Origin of the sequence: Virgibacillus halodenitrificans (assembly GCF_001878675.1) — a bacterium.
In the GTDB taxonomy this organism is placed as follows: domain Bacteria; phylum Bacillota; class Bacilli; order Bacillales; family Amphibacillaceae; genus Virgibacillus_Q; species Virgibacillus_Q halodenitrificans.
The window spans coordinates 1,267,032-1,285,161 of record NZ_CP017962.1 but is presented as its reverse complement, the minus strand read 5'-3'; the positions used below and the strand labels follow the sequence as shown (position 1 = coordinate 1,285,161).

20 protein-coding genes are annotated in these 18,130 nt (G+C 37.1%); 4 read left to right on the top strand and 16 right to left on the bottom strand.

What is annotated here, in order from left to right; translation table 11 throughout:
• Positions 1-92: 92 nt before the first annotated feature.
• From BME96_RS06760 to BME96_RS06745, 4 genes are all read right to left on the bottom strand, one after another.
• Positions 93-785, bottom strand: coding sequence for an OmpA family protein (locus BME96_RS06760; RefSeq protein ID WP_060678994.1), 693 nt, complete (start codon positions 783-785; stop codon positions 93-95).
• Positions 775-2,604: a MotA/TolQ/ExbB proton channel family protein gene (locus tag BME96_RS06755; RefSeq protein WP_071648713.1), complete on the bottom strand. Its 1,830-nt coding sequence runs from the start codon at positions 2,602-2,604 to the stop codon at positions 775-777. Before BME96_RS06755 ends, BME96_RS06760 begins: the two co-directional genes overlap by 11 nt.
• Positions 2,605-2,788: 184 nt before the next feature.
• A complete protein-coding gene (locus BME96_RS06750; RefSeq protein ID WP_019377311.1) occupies positions 2,789-3,019 on the bottom strand; it encodes a cation transporter in 231 nt (76 codons plus the stop codon).
• A gap of 354 nt (positions 3,020-3,373) precedes the next feature.
• Positions 3,374-4,882 (bottom strand): DHA2 family efflux MFS transporter permease subunit, encoded by a 1,509-nt coding sequence (locus BME96_RS06745; RefSeq protein WP_071648712.1) that lies wholly within the window; start codon positions 4,880-4,882, stop codon positions 3,374-3,376.
• 179 nt (positions 4,883-5,061) lie between these two features.
• Here BME96_RS06745 and BME96_RS06740 point away from each other — a divergent pair, with 179 nt between their 5' ends.
• Positions 5,062-5,946: a TetR/AcrR family transcriptional regulator gene (locus BME96_RS06740; RefSeq protein ID WP_019377313.1), complete on the top strand. Its 885-nt coding sequence runs from the start codon at positions 5,062-5,064 to the stop codon at positions 5,944-5,946.
• Between the two features lie 306 nt (positions 5,947-6,252).
• Here the strand turns inward: BME96_RS06740 and BME96_RS06735 are convergent, their stop codons facing one another.
• From BME96_RS06735 to BME96_RS06710, 6 genes are all read right to left on the bottom strand, one after another.
• On the bottom strand, positions 6,253-7,839 hold the full coding sequence (locus BME96_RS06735) for a BCCT family transporter (RefSeq protein WP_019377314.1): 1,587 nt from the start codon (positions 7,837-7,839) through the stop codon (positions 6,253-6,255).
• A 146-nt stretch (positions 7,840-7,985) separates the two neighbouring features.
• Entirely contained in the window at positions 7,986-8,741 is a 756-nt protein-coding gene (locus BME96_RS06730) for an STAS domain-containing protein (protein ID WP_060678989.1), read from the bottom strand.
• A complete protein-coding gene (locus BME96_RS06725) occupies positions 8,725-9,387 on the bottom strand; it encodes a cobalamin B12-binding domain-containing protein (protein WP_060678987.1) in 663 nt (220 codons plus the stop codon). The genes BME96_RS06730 and BME96_RS06725 overlap by 17 nt, the downstream gene beginning before the upstream one ends.
• 29 nt (positions 9,388-9,416) lie before the next feature.
• Positions 9,417-9,755, bottom strand: coding sequence for a hypothetical protein (locus BME96_RS06720; RefSeq protein ID WP_060678985.1), 339 nt, complete (start codon positions 9,753-9,755; stop codon positions 9,417-9,419).
• Complete coding sequence (locus tag BME96_RS06715; RefSeq protein WP_071648711.1) at positions 9,755-10,060, bottom strand: antibiotic biosynthesis monooxygenase family protein; 306 nt, start codon at positions 10,058-10,060, stop codon at positions 9,755-9,757. Before BME96_RS06715 ends, BME96_RS06720 begins: the two co-directional genes overlap by 1 nt.
• A 117-nt stretch (positions 10,061-10,177) precedes the next feature.
• The gene (locus BME96_RS06710; protein ID WP_071648710.1) at positions 10,178-10,795 is read right to left on the bottom strand and encodes a hypothetical protein; all 618 of its coding nucleotides are present in this window, start codon (positions 10,793-10,795) and stop codon (positions 10,178-10,180) included.
• A 152-nt stretch (positions 10,796-10,947) separates the two neighbouring features.
• Between BME96_RS06710 and BME96_RS06705 the strand changes: the two genes are divergently transcribed.
• The gene (locus tag BME96_RS06705; protein ID WP_071648709.1) at positions 10,948-11,574 is read left to right on the top strand and encodes a metal-dependent hydrolase; all 627 of its coding nucleotides are present in this window, start codon (positions 10,948-10,950) and stop codon (positions 11,572-11,574) included.
• Between the two features lie 107 nt (positions 11,575-11,681).
• Entirely contained in the window at positions 11,682-12,506 is an 825-nt protein-coding gene (locus BME96_RS06700; RefSeq protein ID WP_019377321.1) for an alpha/beta fold hydrolase, read from the top strand.
• Here BME96_RS06700 and BME96_RS06695 read toward each other — a convergent pair.
• On the bottom strand, positions 12,503-13,159 hold the full coding sequence (locus BME96_RS06695; RefSeq protein ID WP_071648708.1) for a DNA-3-methyladenine glycosylase family protein: 657 nt from the start codon (positions 13,157-13,159) through the stop codon (positions 12,503-12,505). The two genes, BME96_RS06700 and BME96_RS06695, sit on opposite strands and share 4 nt — an antisense overlap.
• Before the next feature lie 45 nt (positions 13,160-13,204).
• On the bottom strand, positions 13,205-13,798 hold the full coding sequence (locus tag BME96_RS06690; RefSeq protein ID WP_071648707.1) for a class I SAM-dependent methyltransferase: 594 nt from the start codon (positions 13,796-13,798) through the stop codon (positions 13,205-13,207).
• A 137-nt stretch (positions 13,799-13,935) separates the two neighbouring features.
• Here BME96_RS06690 and BME96_RS06685 point away from each other — a divergent pair, with 137 nt between their 5' ends.
• The gene (locus BME96_RS06685) at positions 13,936-14,478 is read left to right on the top strand and encodes a DUF420 domain-containing protein (RefSeq protein WP_019377324.1); all 543 of its coding nucleotides are present in this window, start codon (positions 13,936-13,938) and stop codon (positions 14,476-14,478) included.
• A 46-nt stretch (positions 14,479-14,524) separates the two neighbouring features.
• Here BME96_RS06685 and BME96_RS06680 read toward each other — a convergent pair whose 3' ends face one another.
• From BME96_RS06680 to BME96_RS06665, 4 genes are all read right to left on the bottom strand, one after another.
• Positions 14,525-15,619 (bottom strand): hypothetical protein, encoded by a 1,095-nt coding sequence (locus BME96_RS06680; protein WP_071648706.1) that lies wholly within the window; start codon positions 15,617-15,619, stop codon positions 14,525-14,527.
• Positions 15,620-16,185: 566 nt separating this feature from the next.
• A complete protein-coding gene (locus BME96_RS06675; protein WP_071648705.1) occupies positions 16,186-17,118 on the bottom strand; it encodes an aldo/keto reductase in 933 nt (310 codons plus the stop codon).
• Between the two features lie 65 nt (positions 17,119-17,183).
• A complete protein-coding gene (locus tag BME96_RS06670; protein WP_060681990.1) occupies positions 17,184-17,507 on the bottom strand; it encodes a YrhK family protein in 324 nt (107 codons plus the stop codon).
• A 90-nt stretch (positions 17,508-17,597) separates the two neighbouring features.
• Entirely contained in the window at positions 17,598-17,834 is a 237-nt protein-coding gene (locus BME96_RS06665; protein WP_060681991.1) for a DUF3953 domain-containing protein, read from the bottom strand.
• Between the last annotated feature and the right edge of the window lie 296 nt (positions 17,835-18,130).

The window sequence follows — 18,130 nt, the reverse complement described above, 5'->3', positions numbered from 1 at the left end:
AAGCATACTATTTTCCTTTTATGACCAAATAACTAGGTTCCCTGTTAATCGTAATATGGATGTCCGATCGCATGGCGAGTTGAAAGAGGGTTTTATTCACCTAAAATCTCTCGTGTTTTATTTAAAATTTCTTCATCCTTAAGTCTGAACTTAAATTCTACACGGCGAGATTCTTCCGGGCTATACTCCCCTTGTTCATTTGTACGATAGTCAGAAAAGGATTTACTATTTACTGTTAACTTCTCCTTCAGGTGCTTCTGAATATTTTTATATGGAAAGCTGTCACTTAAAATGTATTCAGCTACACTATATGCCCGTTCCTGAGCAAGCTCCAGATTATATAAATAGCTGCCATCCCTGTCTGTATGACCTTCAATAATGATTTCTGCTACATATTCCTCATAACCGCTTTTCAGAAGAATATCCAAGTATTTAGGAACAAATTCATCCAGAAATTCAAACGAGGCCGGTTTTAATTCTGATTCGTTATAGGAAAATAATATCTCTGTATTAAAGATAATGGCACCTGTTTTATCATCTACTTCAACGCCAAGGGAAGAATCACTAAACTCAGCCTTCATTTCATTTACCAGTTTTGCCCTCACTCCCATAATCTGGTCAATTGTCCGCTTCATTTCCTCAATTTGTAAGGATTTTATAATCATCATACAAATAAATATAAGCATGAAACAAAGCAGAATGGTTGTAAGCAAGTCCGTGAACGATGGCCAAAAATGCCCCTCATTTTGTTCTTGTTTGAATAACCGTTGATATTTAGTATTCATTACGGCTCATTCCTATACTGTTAATCTGTCTTCTAGCCTGCTGATCGAATGTGTTCAACTGCTGATTTAATGTATGAATTTCTCTTCCCAGTTCCTCCATCATCCTTTGAAATGCCCGCATATTATTCTGCTGTGTATCTTCAGAAATACGTTGCCATTCTTTCATCTCTCTTTTTACCACATCATTTGTACCTCGCATATATTCTCCAAATCCTCTGGCAACCTGATCCAGTCTGTCTCCAAGAGATCCTTCAAGATTTGCGACATAATTAGCAACTGTGTCTTTTAAAATACTCACACTGGATTCCAACTGATTCTCACGCTGTTGAAAGCCTTGATTCATTTGAGAAATGGTTGATTTTATTTCCTGAATAAGCTGGTTGTTTTTTATTCCTACTTGTTCATAGGAAGTTGTTGCCTGCTGAAGCTGTTTCTCAAATGCGGATGATTCCTTCGTATGTGCATGAAGATGGTTACTAAATACACGGTTAAATTCCTTTAACTCCTCAAAACGATCAGAAAGCAAATGGCGATGCTCATTTTGTGTTCGTTCAATTACTTCAAGCGCATGTGGAAGTTTTGTTATAGAATCGCCTAGTTGATCAAATTCACGTGAAAGCTCGCTCAAATATGACATAATTCCCCCAAGCTTAGAAGTTAAATCAGAACCAAACACTTGCTTAAATTCTTTGTTTTGCGTCTCCATCTTTTTAACTAAATCGTTGCTGTGCTGATAAATCTTTTCAAATGTGTGTTTGATTGTTTCCTGCCCCTGCAACATAGATGCTGTAAAATCTTTTAAGTCAACGACTGATGCATCAAACTGCGTTAGTGTTTCCAACTGCGTTTCGGCAACTTGTTTTACTTTTTCATATGTTTGTTCAAAGGCAATTGTCATTCGCTCATTGCGGCCATCCATCTTTTTAAAATGAGAAAATAGCGAATCAAAATTTTTATTTAGTTTAGAAGTACCTTCACTAAATCCATTTGTTACTTCTTTCATCGAATGGAATAAGTGATTAAATTCCTCCAAATTTTGTGAGAGTCCTTCATTAAATGAAGCCAGATCTTTTGCAGATTGTTGCAAGCCTGTCGTATATTCTTGAAAACCGGAGAAAGCCGCTTCCATGTTTTGAAGAGATTGTTGATTGGTTTTTTGAAGGTGAATGATGGACTGGTTAATGTCCTCAGACACAACGATAAGGCGGTTAAGTCCCTGTTGTTCCTCTCCCTCCAGAATCGATTCCGTTTTTAACATGATGTCTGTCAGCATATATTCCGTGTTTAGAACTTTAACCAGTATTGTCATAATCAAAGATAATCCCATCCCGACAATACTTGTATAAAAAGCAACATCAATGCCTCCAAGAACACCTGCTACATTTTCCACTAGCTGATCACCTGTGCCATCAATACTTCCTAGTGAAAAAGTAAGACCAATAAACGTACCAAGTACACCAATTAAAATGAAAATAGAAACAGTCATTTGAATTATTTTAATGAGGCTAATAACTGGTATATGATACATCCTCCAATCAGAAAACTTTTCTTGAATAAATGTCTCCACTTTAACAGATTCTTTCTCTTGTTTTTTCTGAAATTGGTCTTGCATCGTGTGAAGTGGTTCGACGTCCAGTCGATTTGTCGTTTTGATGTGATTTCGAAGGTTTTTTAATCGTTGATATAGTGTAATATGGATAATTAATGCAATAATAAAGGTCACAAACAAGACCATAAAAATGAATTCAATCATGGGATTTGCTAACATAGCTGTTACTTTTTGTTCACTTGTAAATAGTTTAAGGATCGCTTCTACCATATGGTTCTCCTCCTACTGTCTTGATGCCTGTTTATGAGAATGTCGATTTTGACATTCTTTGTATATACTTATTCATGGCTCGGACAATTCATGAGGGAAAATTGGAAGATGGTGCTAATTGTGTTTCGGTAACTAGGAAAATAAAAAGCGAACAGTAGCTGGTACTGTCCGCTTTCCAAATTCATTATCGTTTAATTGTATTTACCTCTTGTGCAGTAAAGCCCATTTTTCCAATACGTTCGGTAATTTCGGATATAGAAACCAGATTCCTGTCATAAGTGACGCAACCCTGCTCACTCTTCCAATTAACATCGATTTCAATAATCCCGTTCATTTTAGATACTGATTTTTCCACCTTAATTGGGCAATTGACACAATGCATTCCCTTTATGTCCAAATAAACTGTTTCATTCATGATGCCCCACCACCTTTTTACAATTAATAATACAGTTTATGCTCTCTTAAAATTCTCTAGAACAAATAGATAGAAACTTACTGGCTACTTTAATTAATTCTTTTCCACAGCCATAATCGTCAATTTGTGAACAGCAAGCATCGAAAAACCTGCTGTAAGTTGATTAGAACATGAAAGGAAAATGTAGGAAGTATCTTCTAATTCATGAAACGATCTATGCCAATAAAACCTTTTTTGAATAAAAAGTTTCATCTGTTTCCGGTTTGAGATACAACTACTTTCATTTATTTTATTACAAAAAGCAAATGATCCATTTTTACTTGGACCATTTGCTTTTTATATTTTACTTTTATTTTATTCTTCTACTGTTTCAACAGTAACTTCGGTTGATTTTGGCGGTGTTACCCGTTTAATGAAAAAGGCCAGAATCAATGCAACAATCGCAATTAAGGTGGATATAAAGAATGTAAATTGGATGCCATCCAACATTGCCTGACTACCGAGCTCCATTTTAAATTGGGCTAAAGCATCTGGAGATTGTGGCACATTTCCAGACCCCATTGCCTCTTTATATAATTCCTCACCTGCTGATTCCGTACGTTTATCCATAACTGTTAAAAGCAGTGCAGAGCCAATTGCTCCGGAAATTTGCTGAAGCGTACTATTCATCGCTGTTCCATGTGGATTTTCATGCATCGGCAGCTGATTTAAACCGTTTGTCATGACAGGCATCATCACCATAGAAATTCCTAACATACGTACTGTATAAATAACCATCAAAGTGTAATAACCTGTATCAAATGTGATCTTGCTAAGCTGGTACGTAGTGATAACTGTAATTGTTAACCCAATGATTGCTAAAATCCTGGCACCAAACTTATCAAATAAACGACCAGTAATTGGTGACATAATTCCCATTACAATTGCGCCTGGCAACATCAGTAAACCAGACTCAAAAGGAGAAATACCCCTAATCGTTTGAACATATAATGGTGTGAGAATCATCCCGGAAAACATCGCCATGGATAAAACAACAGAAATTACTGAAGCTAATGCAAACATCGGATGTCTATAAATCCGAAACTCCAGCATTGGTTCATCGACACGTAGCTGCCTAATAACAAATGCTGTTAGTGCAATTGCTCCCACGAGAATCGTACCATACACTTCTACTGCATCCCAACCCTTGTCTCCAGCCGTACTGAAACCGTACAGGATTCCACCAAATCCAATACTGGATAAAATTAAGGAAGGTACATTTAACCTTACTTCTTTATTTGGTGTTATGTTTTTTAGTTTAATAAAAGCATAAATCAATGTAAATATCGCGAAAGGCAACACAATACCAAAAAGCACTCGCCAATCATGATGTTCCACAACATAGCCGGACAATGTTGGGCCTATGGCAGGTGCTGTAATCATTGCCAAACCAAAGAATCCCATTGCCGTGCCTCGCTTCTCAACTGGAAACGCAGTAAGCATTACATTCATTAAAAGTGGCATCATGATAGCTGAACCTGATGCCTGCACCATGCGGGCAAATACAAGAACACCGAAAGTCGGTGATAGCATAGCTAATGCTGTTCCTAAAGAAAATAGCATCATAGCAGTTAGGAATAATTTTCTGTTCGTAAACCTTTGGATAAAAAAAGCACTTGCCGGAATTAATATACCATTTACTAACATGTAACCAGTAGTGATCCATTGAACGGTAGATGGAGATACTTCAAATTCTTCCATAATCGTCGGTATCGCTACATTTAATAATGTATTATTTAGTAATGCAACAAACGCACCTATAAACATAATGATGATCATGCCATATGGTGGATTTTGATGCATTTTTTTAATATCTGCTTCCATTAATATTCCCTCCATTTCATACACTTTGTATAAAATATATACTCTCAGTTCAATACTTTAATATTCTATACCTGTTGTATAAAAATATCAAGGTTTATTTATGTATTTTTTTCAAACATTGATAAGACAAGGCTTGTGATGTAATATAAGAGTATACTATAAGTACAAAAGGTGATTAAATGAATGATCGCAAGCGACAAGTAATATTTACAGCACAACGTCTTTTTATTGAAAAAGGCTTTAGTAATACTTCTGTTCAAGATATTCTAGCTACTTCCAACATTTCCAAAGGTACATTTTATAATTATTTCCCTTCCAAGAATGCTTGTCTGATGGCGATTTTGGAATACGTTAACGAGGAGACATTTGTTAAACGTAGAGAATTTCTGATCGGGAAAGATATCTCTGATAAAGAAGTTCTTGCAAAGCAAGTTGCTATTCGCATGCAAATGAACCGGGAGCAAAATCTGTTTTTGCTTTTTGAAGAAATATTTCATTCTGGAGACCAGGAACTTCGGGAATACGTTAAAAAAAGCCATTTAGATGAATTATTCTGGCTTACGGAAAGACTTGTGGATGTTTACGGAAAAGAAACTGCGCCATATACGATGGACCTAGCTGCTTTAATGCTTGGAATGATGCAGCATGTTATTCATGTTTGGGCAGCAACTGCAAAAGATGTCGGTGACCTTCAAGCACTTGTACAGTTCGTTATTCGCAGGCTTGATTCAATCATTCCGGATATGATAGAGACAAAGGATAAATTTCTTAATGATGAAATATATATATTGTTAAAAAATAATCTCACCCGAAAAGAATATTCAACAGAGGATGTTATTTCACAGCTTGAAGGTTTTTGCGAGAAGCTACCTGCTGAAAGAAATCAGAGCGGACATGAGTATGCGCAATTTCTTATTGAGGAAATAAAAAGTGACCAACCAAGGACTTATTTGATTGAAACGATTACTCGTTCGTTTACAGCCGCCTTTAGTGGCACCTCAGATGAAGCTGAGGCAAGAGAGCTTGCATCAAGAATATGGAGTATTGTCGGGAAAAATGATTAATCTAAAAAAGTTGCAATTGCGAATGCTGGGCGACGAACACTATCTGGTACAGATTTATATTTTATAGCAGGAGGAAATTGCGAATTAGAGTGAGAACAATTAATAACAGAGCAAGGTAATCCGCCGGAGAGCAAATTAATCAGCTGCAGAGCGAGATAATCCGACGGAAATATTCGCAAACTAGCTATATTTTGTTCACTATACGGTATTCTCCGAAACGGCCGCTTAAAGTACTACCAAGTTACTTCGGCGTTCATCCATATTCCGAATCATTCAAAGCACAAAAAAAGCGCAGCCTATTCAAGGCTACGCTTTTTTTCTTGTATTTTCAGGTTTATCTTTTTCCCTTACATTGTTTAACCACGCTTTATCCTGATCCATCATTTTCTTAGCTGCATAGATTGTCAAGAACTGAATGGCAATAATAGGTATCCCCATAATTCCTGATAGTACCTCTAGTGGTGGCAGCCCACCAATTCGCATAAGCAATAATGCCAGTACAGTAATAACTGCTGCAACAATAATACGCAACGTTTTAGATGGCTCTGCTTTACTCATATTCTCAGTACCTGTATAGGAAGCAATTGTGTAGGTAGTTGAGTCAAGTGTCGTAGTTAAAAAGATTGTTGCAATAATGATAAATACAACCATTGCAATGGTTGGCATTGGCAAGGAAGACAAAATTGCCGGAATGGCAGCCATTTTGTCATCACTTACAATGTTTAAAACATCCACTTCACCTGTCAGATAACGTTGAACCCCAAGGCCTCCAAGCACACCAGTTGCTATCCATGATATCAATGTTGGTGCAAGCAAATAAGTAAGGATCATTTCCTTGATCGTTCTACCTCTTGATATTTTCGCTGCGAAAACACTGTGGAGCATAGCCCATGTTGCACTATAAGCAAACCAGAAAATTAAGTGACTTTCAATATGGGTGCTTCCATTTAAGTCTAATGAATTCGTATATAAAGCCAGGTCAAAATAATTTGATGCGAGGAATCCTATTGTATCGGTAAAGTAATCAAGAATAAATACCCCTGGCCCAATAAGCACTACGAATAAAGCAAATGCACCAGCTAAATACATATTAGCTGTACTTAACTTCTTGATCCCTCGCTCAATTCCTAAATATGCACTAATAGAAAATAGAAATACCCATATTAAAGTTACAATTAAAGTAAGGATAAAATTAACTTCTATGTTAAATAACTCAGCAACATTATACGTAATAATTGGTGTGCCTAAACCGAGCGTTACTGCAGCACCTGATAGAATACTTACAAGAAAAATAATATCTAAAATCTTGCCACCGATTCCGTCGGTAAATTTGTCACCAAATATTACTCTGCATGCCTCAGAAATACGCATAAACGGTCGCTTACGCACATGTAAAACATATGCCATTGCTGGTGCGGCCATAACGAATATAGCAAATACTTGAAAACTCCACATGAACATCCCATATGTGTTCCCCCACATTAAGGCCTGCGTAGAACCAGGGTCAACTCCAAACGGCGGGTCATTCGCCACGGCTGCCCATTGTACTAAAGCTGTTCGCATAATTGTAGAGCCAAGCCCCATAGCAATTAGGATAGAAGCATATTCAAACATCGTAAATCTTGGCTTTTCCATTGGATCACCAAGGACCACATTCCCATATTTGGAAAATGATAAATATAGTCCAGCAACTACAAGAACGATAGTATACCAAATATACCCCCATTTAAAATTGTCTACAATGGAGTCAAAGACTCCATTCATCACTTCTAATGATTCTTTTTCGTTCATTGCAAATGGAATACAAATTCCAATGATTATAAGTAACGAAGGAAGGAAAATTCGGTAATCTATCAATCTCTTGTTGATGCCTCCCTGTTTACTTTTACTCATATTTGACCTCCTAAACATTTTTTACAGTACTCTACTAATTTCCGCTAACTAGCTTTGTTAAACGTAATTAGCAAATAAAATAGCGTAAAAAAATGCAAAGTTGGTCCCTTTGCTAATCCCTAAAATAACTTATTCAATTCAAAAGGTTATTTCGTAAGCTTTGTGATTGCCTTTTGAAGTGATGGTAAAAAATGAATATCCATCGGTACACCTAATTCATGAAATGTTTTAGCATGACGCGGCCCGACACCGGTAACGGTTACCTGCTTTCCGAGCATCTCCAATGAACGAAATAATTTATTAAAACCCTTTAGGCCATCTCTATCTATTCTACCAATCGCAGTGAAGTCAATAATTAGCTTTGTAGCAATGGCGTCATAGGCATTTTGAATAATTAATTCACTTATAATCTCACTTTTCTCCGTATCGATCTCACCGAATATGGGAATGAGTGCCAATTCATTCGTTACTTCAATAAATGGTGCAGATAATCGATTGTTTTCTTTCAGAACTTCCTCTGCTTTCTCCTTTTCTTGAAGCAATTCCATATCTGTTGCTTGCAATCTGGATTGAAGCTTGTTTAAACTTGTACTCACTCTAGTTATTGTTGGATCCTTTTTTAGAAAGAGTAATTCTGCATGAAGCTCTCCCTGCCAGCCAGCATAGCAATCTACCAATAATAATTCCCCAAATTTGTCTACAATATTTACTTCAAATGTATTTTTCACCTTGGAAGGATGAAGCATTTGCAAAATTTTTTCATGACTTCCTTCATCTATAATTTGTAGAAGCGTCTGTGGCTGGCCAAACCACTCTGTCGCTTCTCTCGTACACCCAAGGATTTCCAGGTTTTTGTCTACCTTAAAAATAGGTACAGGAATAACACTATCCACTTCTTGCATCAATAAACCTCCCTCCTTTTTCCATAACATTCAACCAATTTTGTAAGGCATGTAAATTATTCATAGAAAACACTTGGTTTGCTAATTCATTCGGTATTGGAAATTTATCTGCCATTCGGCCGCCAAGGACTATAAATGGTTTGTTATCGACCAGTGACAATCTTTGGACAGTCTCTGTTAATTTAGGTAATCGATATGACAACGCAGCAGACAAGCCGATTACAGTTGGTTGCCACGTATTTACTGCTGTGATTGCATGTTCCAACGGGAGGTTCGGTCCCAAATAACGCACTTCCCAACCATTTTCTTTAAATACATTTGCTGCCATTTTAAGTCCAATATAGTGTTCTTCCTCTTCCACTGCAAATAACATTACTTTTGTGTGAAGGGGATTGGAAGCATCATTATTATGATTTTCCATCATGGAAATAACGAAATCACAAGTTGCGGTAGCTAAATGCTCATCGGCAACGGATATTTCATTTTTCTCCCATCGTTTACCTATTATATACATTGCTGGAGTTAAAAAATCCTCATATAAGGAAAGCTGTTTATTTGCTTCTAAATAATCGGTAATATACGTTATCGTGCCTTGCTCATCGCCTGCTAACAAAAACTCCGCAATTTTTTCGGGGTGTTTATGCATCCTTTAAATCCCCCTTTCTTTTACTTCATCTATTTAAGCAATGTTAAAGCATTGTTTAAATATGAACTATACATCTTTTCTTCTTCGTCTTCTCTCATCTGAGAGACTAATCGCTCATAATTGTCTATAATTAATTCTGTTCCTACATTTCTAGTTGTTAGCACCTGCTCCAACCATTTTGTATAATCCATAAAAAATTGTTGGTCATTCATATAAAAAGCTGTTTCTAGATGATTTAAGTGGTGATAATTATCTTCCGTTGTTCGCTTGTGCCCATTATCGCCAAATTTATCCCATAGAGTAGGATAAGCATCATAAATTTGTTTAACTACTTCTGTAACGATTTGATCCTTTCTTGCTTTATCCATTATTTAGCAACAACCTTATATTGAGTTACGCGTGGAATAATAGCTGCAAGTTCCTGATCAGGGTATTTTTTCTCAAGTTCATGAATTTGTTTATACTCGTCGCTTCTTGCCCATTTTAAATAATTTTCTCTAGTATCCCATTCCAAGTGTACTGTGAGTTCAGAAGGCTTTTTTTGATTTTGCAGTAATTGAAAAGATAAAAATCCTTCTGCTTTATCTACCATTCTGGAACGATCGCGATATATTTGTATAACTTCCTCGGCCTTATCTTCTGGAACCGATACCGTAGAATTTACTATATACATAAAAGTCTCCTTCAAATTCAATCTGTATCTACCATTCTATCATATAGTTTGCAATACAAAAAAACATCCGTTCACATGGTAACGGATGCATCCCTATGTACATTTATTTAATAGGCTTTATTCCACGTAAGCTTTTAAGGTTTCTTCTGTGAAATATTCTTTAATACCGTTTTTATCCATTAAATATTTGATCACTTCTTCCTTGCCCATTCCAAGTTCTTTTAATCCTCTTATAATCATAGAAAGATAGGTTATTGATGGTCTATTATAGGTTGTCTTGTTCTGGGACTCCTTTGAATTCAATGTAAAAGTAAACATAGGATATCCATTTTCTTTTCCAAGATAAACGATTTGACCATACCATCCGTCCGCCATACTTAAGCTTCCTTCTTTAATGACTTTTTCCAAATCAATCTCTACTGTATGCATATTATTTTCCTGTGCAACTACATCATAAAATTGCTCTGCTGTTATAAGATACTTCCTACCGAAAGTGGGATGATCTTCTGTACGTTCTTGGTCGATAAAAGCAACCCCGCCTTCTCCCCATTTACTACGTTCCTTAGCAAAGAAAAGAGAGTATGGCAGCTCTGCTTTACCAGTTTCAATAGGTGGTGTCTTATCGATACAACCTCTTTCTCTTTTCGTTGATCCCTCAGGTATGTCTCCATTTATGTAACATAAAAATCGTTCTTCACAAATGTTGGAGCCATAGCTTACATACCAAACATTCATTGTTTTTGCCTCCTAAGCCCTGTCTTTCTATTATAGTGCCATAAACAAAAGATTTATCACAGTATAATTATCTGCGTTCTTCCTCTAAACAGAACATACATTTTGTTGTAGAATAGGAGAAGTATAGAAAAACATAGAAAGGAAATAATGACGTGAATGGTACAGCACATGCAGCAATTGGAGCTGCAGCCGGATTTATTATCGCAAATAAGTATCAGACAGACCCGACAACAACGATTTGGCTGGTAGGAATCGGTGGAGTCTCAGGATTAATTCCCGATTTGGATATTGATGGAAAGCTTCGAGGTAAAATTACACTCTCCCATCATGTATTTCGTACGATCGCCCAATTAATTGCAATTTTAATCATGGGATATAGCTTTTATGAAGGAACAGATACAGAGAAATATGTAGGTATTGGTATTGGGCTTGTCCTGCTTGGTATCGCCTCATCCATCAAACAAAAACACATGCTGCTGTTGACAGGAATTGGTGTTCTCGGAGCTGGCGCAACTTTACAGGAAACGTGGCTTATGCTGCTTGGGATATACATATTAATTGCTTCCCTTGTGGCACACCGAAGTTACACACACTCATTACTTGGAGTAGTTTTCTTTGGAATCATTGCCTCCAAGCTCGAAGTATCTCTCGGAAAGGAAGGAATCTTTTTGACCTGTATGGCTGGGTATATTAGCCATTTACTTGCAGACAGTAAGCTACTCCCGTTTAATAAACGAGGAGTGAAGCTATTTCTCCCTCTTTCCTCAAAGGAGTTTTAAATGAAAGAAACACGTGTACAATAATTATAAGTAGAAATATTAACAAAAATATACGAACTAACGCTTGTAACCTAAAATGTAACCAAGCTTAAATAGGAGGCACTCCCATGGAGGAAAAAAATTATAAACAAAAGCATATACAATTACCAAGTGGAGAAATCTACGCAGAATATGTTCTTAATGATAAGCCACCAATTCTGCTCCTTCATGGATTTGTTTCCTCTACATATACGTTTCATCAGCTAATGCCCTTATTAAAGGAAAAGTTCTCTGTTATTGCAATCGATTTAATTGGCTTTGGTAAAAGCGAAAAATCTACCAGCTTTATTTATTCTTATGCTAATTATGCCAAATTGATTAAAGAGTGTATGGACTACTTTGATATAAAAAAAATCAGCATTGCTGGTCACTCTATGGGTGGACAAATCGCGCTCTATACCGCCAAACAATATCCGGAAAAAATAGATAGATTAGTATTACTTGCAAGTTCCGGCTATCTTCCAAGAGCTAAAAAGCGACTGATTTTTGTAAGTTACCTTCCTTTTTTTCACCTGTTTGCCAGAAGGCATGTACAAAAACAAGGTGTTGCAAGTACACTAAAAAATGTACTGTATAATCAGGAATATATCACCCCAGAATTAATTGACGCATATGGGGCTCCGCTTAAAGAGAAAAATTTTTATAAAGCTTTGATTCGGTTACTGCGCTACCGGGAAGGCGACCTTAATCAAGAAGCTTTAAACCAAATAAAACAGCCAGCCCTTTTAATTTGGGGGAAAGAGGATAAGGTTGTATCCCTTCGAGTAGGTATGCAGCTTGAAAAGGATTTGCCACATGCGACTCTAATTAGTTACCCAGACACTGGTCATCTGGTTACTGAGGAAAGACCTGAGGAAGTTTACAGAGATATTATTTCATTCATCAAACATTAGTCGATCTTTGGGTGGATCACTTCTTCTTTATCCTTCCTTATATGATCATCATCAATAACGCGCCATAAATAAAAAGATGCAATGGTTTGATAAGGCTGCCATTTGATGGATTTATCCAGGAGCAGACTTTTGCCATCCGTTTCGTTATTTCCATAAAGCCATTTTGCAGCTCGTTGTAACCCAACATCGGCAAGTGAGAGTATGTTCATTCGTTGCATGGAGAAAATGAGAAACATCTCGGCTGTCCATGGTCCAATTCCTCTAATGGCAGTCAATCTACTCATAATCTCTTTATCTGAGAGGTAATCGAGTTCCTCCAAAGGAAGTTCTCCATTTTGCACGCGTTCAGTTAAATCGCGTAGTGAGGCAATTTTTTGTTTGGAAAAGCCTAACTTTTTTATTGTTTGATCATCCATCCTGTCTATTTTTTCAGGCGTAATTTCTCCATTACATGCGTTAAATACACGTTGCCGAATGGTGTTTGCTGCTTTCACGGAAATTAGCTGACCAATAATAGATTGAACAAGTGAGCTATAATAATTTTTGCGTGTTTGAATTTGAATATCTCCGATCAACTGAATAACTTTAGCCAGTTCACGATCGTTCTTACATAGGTACTGAACCTCTTGGCTATCCACGTTTATTAGAAGCATGATTATTCCTCCCAGCTTTTATTGACATTGCTAATTTTAGTAGATTTATTTTGGATTTGTACATTTAATCATTAAAAATAACCCTTTATAATGCGGATTAATGCATTCAACTTGTAATCCTGCCTGTCCTAAAAAACTTACGATATCCCTATTTAGATGACATCCATCACATATGTTTTTCCAAGCAGGTGTTAACATATCTTGTGCTTGGGCAAGAAGGGGCTGCTCCATCCGCACATGTTCAAAAAACAATATTGGTGCTCCAGGTTTGCTGACACGTTTTATTTCTTCCAAAGCTTGTAATGGGTCAGGAATTGTACAAAATACTAATGTAGAAACAACAGAATCAAATACACTTCTCTCAAATGGAAGCTGCTCTGCCCTTGCTTGATATATGGTAATCGGCACATTGGTAGAAGCAATATTTTTCTTTGCTTGTTGAATCATTTGTTGATTTGGTTCAATTGCATCCACACAATCTACGTGCTTATAATATGGAAAATTCACTCCCGTCCCCGAACCAATCTCTAATACTTGGCCTGTCGCATGGGACAGAAGCTCTCTTCGGATAGAGTTAAATTTTATTTTTTCTAATGGTTTCATGATAGGATCATACAAACGTGCAAATAGCTTGCCCATGTTTTCACCTCATTTCCTAATTTCTATAATTATAGAAATTTGCCACTTTGTAAAATGGTTAGTTGTTGCTTGCCCTTTTTCCCCACAGCAATTATGCTTAATAATGAAGCATATGAGTTGAAGGGGACATAGATCTAATGACAACAAATGACATAAAACAAAAAAATTATACACCACTTATTTGGATTTTATCTATCGCCATCGTTGCTGTTATTTTAGGAACAAATCTGTTGCCTAAAAGTAAGGATGGAACTATATTCGGGATGGAGCTGACTGTATTACCAGGTATTAATGCTTTTTTGAATAGTTTCACGTTTCTGTTCCTAATTGGTGCTCTCATTATGATTAAAAAGAAAAATATTCAGGCACACCGTCGATTTATTGTTGCTGCTTTTGTGAGCACATTTTTGTTTTTCATATCTTACTTAACATATCATTCTATGGCAGAGTCAACAACCTATGGCGGTGATGGCATACTTATGTATGTGTATTACTTTGTATTGATAACACATATTGTGCTAGCAGCAGTCATTGTGCCATTAGCATTAATTACATTAAGTAGAGGATTAAATATGCAGGTGCCGAAGCATCGAAAAATAGCTCGTTGGACGATGCCACTTTGGCTATATGTCAGCTTTACAGGCGTACTTGTATATTTCATGATTTCGCCATATTATTAGATAATATAAATAAAATGAGATGGAGCAAATAACCCCATCTCATTTTTTATTGATAATTAACAATTGCTGGAGCCGGGTCTAATTGCAGTACTTGCTCTGGTGTTAATACAGGCTTATCATTTTTCTTAAATACTTTAAAGCCACCGTACTGAATTGGTTGGTCTTTTACCAGCTTTCCATATGCACTTAATTTTATTGCTGCATCACCAAAGCCATCATAATTAAGTGGTACTTGGACATGTTCAGTTGGATGAATCTTTTCTTTATTTTTAATAATGCCATTACCAAATTGATGGACAAGCACTAATTTATCCGGTAACTGGTTTTCCTCCACAAGCTGATCAACATATTCTACAGCTTTTTGGACATCTGCCCCATTTACCTGCCCTAGATCCTCTCCTGGAATTTCTCCCTCTTGCACACTATATTCTGTATCAATGGCAAGATGGACATATGGCAGTTTCAAATATCTTTCGATTGCCTTTACTTCCTGCATGACAGTGGCGCGTCCGAGTTGAATATCCAAAAGAAGTAGAGCTCCATGTTTTTTGGCAAGCTTTGCATATTCTTCAATTACTTCTTCATTTGGCGGAGAAACGTATAAGCCATCCGGGCCCGGATCACGATTTGCTACCGTAGCAATCAGTTCGATTGTCGGTATAGCGGGACGCTCTGGGTCTAATTCAGAGTATGCTTTTGTGTGTTCCTTTAACTTTTTCATCATTTCTTCTGGGCCATACTCCCCAAGGATACCCATATTTTCGGATAAAGGTGTCCCATAAAACGCCACGAGTCGATGATCTTTCAATGGACCATTCGTTTTATCCTCTTTTCCTTTTTGCAATGTTTGACCAAGTGGTACACTTCTCTCTCTTTCTCCACCATGTGCCTCATTTGCAGGCATAAGTTTTTGCTCTTCCTCTGTGTAATTTTTTTCAAGTGCAACAGCCTCTTTAGACGGTTGAATCGGTTTATATGCTTCTATGTATGGTGATTTCTTATCCTGCTTTTGATTCTCCTCTTTTTTCTCATGGTTTTGCGCTTCTTTGTTCTCTTGCTTTGCTTGGTCTGCTGAATCGCTGCATCCGGCAAGAAGCATCAATCCTATAAGTAGGATAAATAAAAAATTTTGTTTTTTCATGCTGCTTTCTCTCCCATCATTTCTCCTGTTTTGGAAATAATACCCTTAGAGAGCCTAACTGAAACTCTTCTTTTTATCTTAAGGCCTCTATTATGCAGAATTGCTGCTTGGGGATGGGAAGTTTGTCTATTAGGGCGACTCTGTTGGACACTTATGCTGTTTGGGGTGCGCAGTTTGTCTATTAGAACGGCTCTATTGGACACTTTCGCTGCTCGAGGTGCGCGTTCTGTCTATTAGAACGGCTCTATTGGACACTTTCGCTGCTTGGGCTGGCCGTTCTGTCTATTAGAATGGCTCTATTGGACACTTTTGCTGCTTGGAGTGCGCACTCTGTCTATTAGAACGACTCTATTGGACAAATATGCTGCTTGGGGAGGGCGTTCTGTCTATTAGAACGGCTCTATTGGACAAATATGCTGCTTGGGGAGGGCGTTCTGTCTATTAGAACGGCTCTATTGGACAAAAGTGCTGCTCGAGGAGGCGATTTGTCTATTAGACTAGATAAAAAGTCATAAAAATAGCCGATAGAACTCGTCCCATGTTCTATCGGCTGTACCGCATCATATTCAGCTAAATAGCTGATCAATCTCTTGAATAGTTTTTTTTGTTAGCTTGATCTCCCCAGCACGTTTATTTTCCTTCACTTGGTGGACGCGTTTCGCTCCTGGTATAACTACGTCCAGTGATGGTCTGGAGAAATACCATGCGAGCACAATATGGGCTACTTCTTCTCCGTACGCATTAGCAATTTCACGAAGCTTTTCTACCTTTTTCAAATTTTCCTTGAATGCCTCACCTTGGAAGGTTGGTTTCTTAGCTCGTATATCTGTAAACTTGGTGGAAGTGTTATATTTTCCCGCAAGTAGCCCGGATTCCAATGGAAAATATGGGATATAGGTAATATTTTCTTTGCTCGTGTAAGGGAACATTTCTTTTTCCGCATCCCGATGAAGTAAATTATATTCTGATTGGATGACATCTACATAGCCATCTTTGTTGGCCTCTTTTAATTGCTCTAAAGAAAAGTTAGATACCCCGATGGAACGGATTTTCCCCTGATCACGCAATTCCTTTAAGGCACCGACTGCTTCATCTTTTGGTGTGTCTTCATCCGGAAAATGGATGTAATACAAATCTATATAATCAGTCTGCATCCGGCGAAGACTGTCCTCCACCTGTTGCTTTAGAAAGGTTGGCGAGTTATTCATTACAGTTCTTTCCCCTATGAATTCATGTGCTCCCTTTGTCGCAAGCACTACCTCATCGCGCTTATAATCCTTCAACACTTCTCCAACAAGCTCTTCGGAACGTTCAGGTCCATAAATAAACGCAGTATCCAAAAAATTAATACCATTATCAAGTGCCGCACGAACTACATCTTTCCCCTGTTTTTCATCCAGCATGTTCGGATAGATATTATGTCCACCAACTGCATTCGTTCCCAACCCTACAGGAAAAACCTGAAGATCCGATTTACCAAGTTTCACATGTCGATTCATTATTTAAACACTCCTCTCCTACCTATAAGCATGTTCCTCTTAACTAATCTAATTAAACGTCTGCTCTACGTATTCCGAATCTCTTCATCATATTTTCGACCATAGTATCGCTTTGCATCGATTTCATGAATTAAGCGAATGGTTGGTTTTAATACGAATTGTAGGCTAGCAATCACAAATAATGTGACTCCCCAAGTCTTTAAGGGCTCAAAATAAAAGAATATGCTTCCAATTAAAAACCACAGTCCTAAAAGAAAGTCATTTAAAGTATATAACAATTGGTATATTTTTTTGTAAAACCTTGTATGTTGCCGCATTTTTCCAGTTACATACTCATCGCGTGTTTGGCTGCTATGGTTTGTATCGTTGCAACATTCCGTATTTGGCATGAATAGTCCTCCTTTAGCTTCTATAGTTCTATTCACACCTATTTATAATATTAAACAATATAATTTCGACACTTTTTAAAAAATAGTTTATTAACTATACATAACCCCTTGTATAGCAACAAAAAATAAGAATAAAGCTATAATAATATCTGCATAACCCAAAAAGCTTTTCTTGTTTTTTTGTAGCAGCTCGATACCCGTAAGACATAACTGTATTCCTAAAAGCGCCATGATTATCGGCAAGCTTTCCAAATTACCTGTTATTAATCCATATGCTGCCATGATTACTACAATAATGGAAAGCACCAAACGGCTGATTGTAAGCAATAAAACACACTCCTTTCCTTTAACAATGATTAAAAACGTTTATTGTGTATGGTAAGATGAATGCAACTAATCTAGTAGATTGGCGGTGTAGTATGAATAAATTTACAAAAATAACTTTATCATTATTGTTGATTCTACTTCTATGTGTTCTCATTTTTTCATTGATCTCAGCGCCGCAAGTAGTATTTTACATTGCTTTTTTCTTCTTGCCTGTTTATGCTCTTGCCGGCATAATTGTTGCCATGTTTAGTATCCAAAAAGAGAAGATAACGATTTATAAATTTTTCAACATTCTA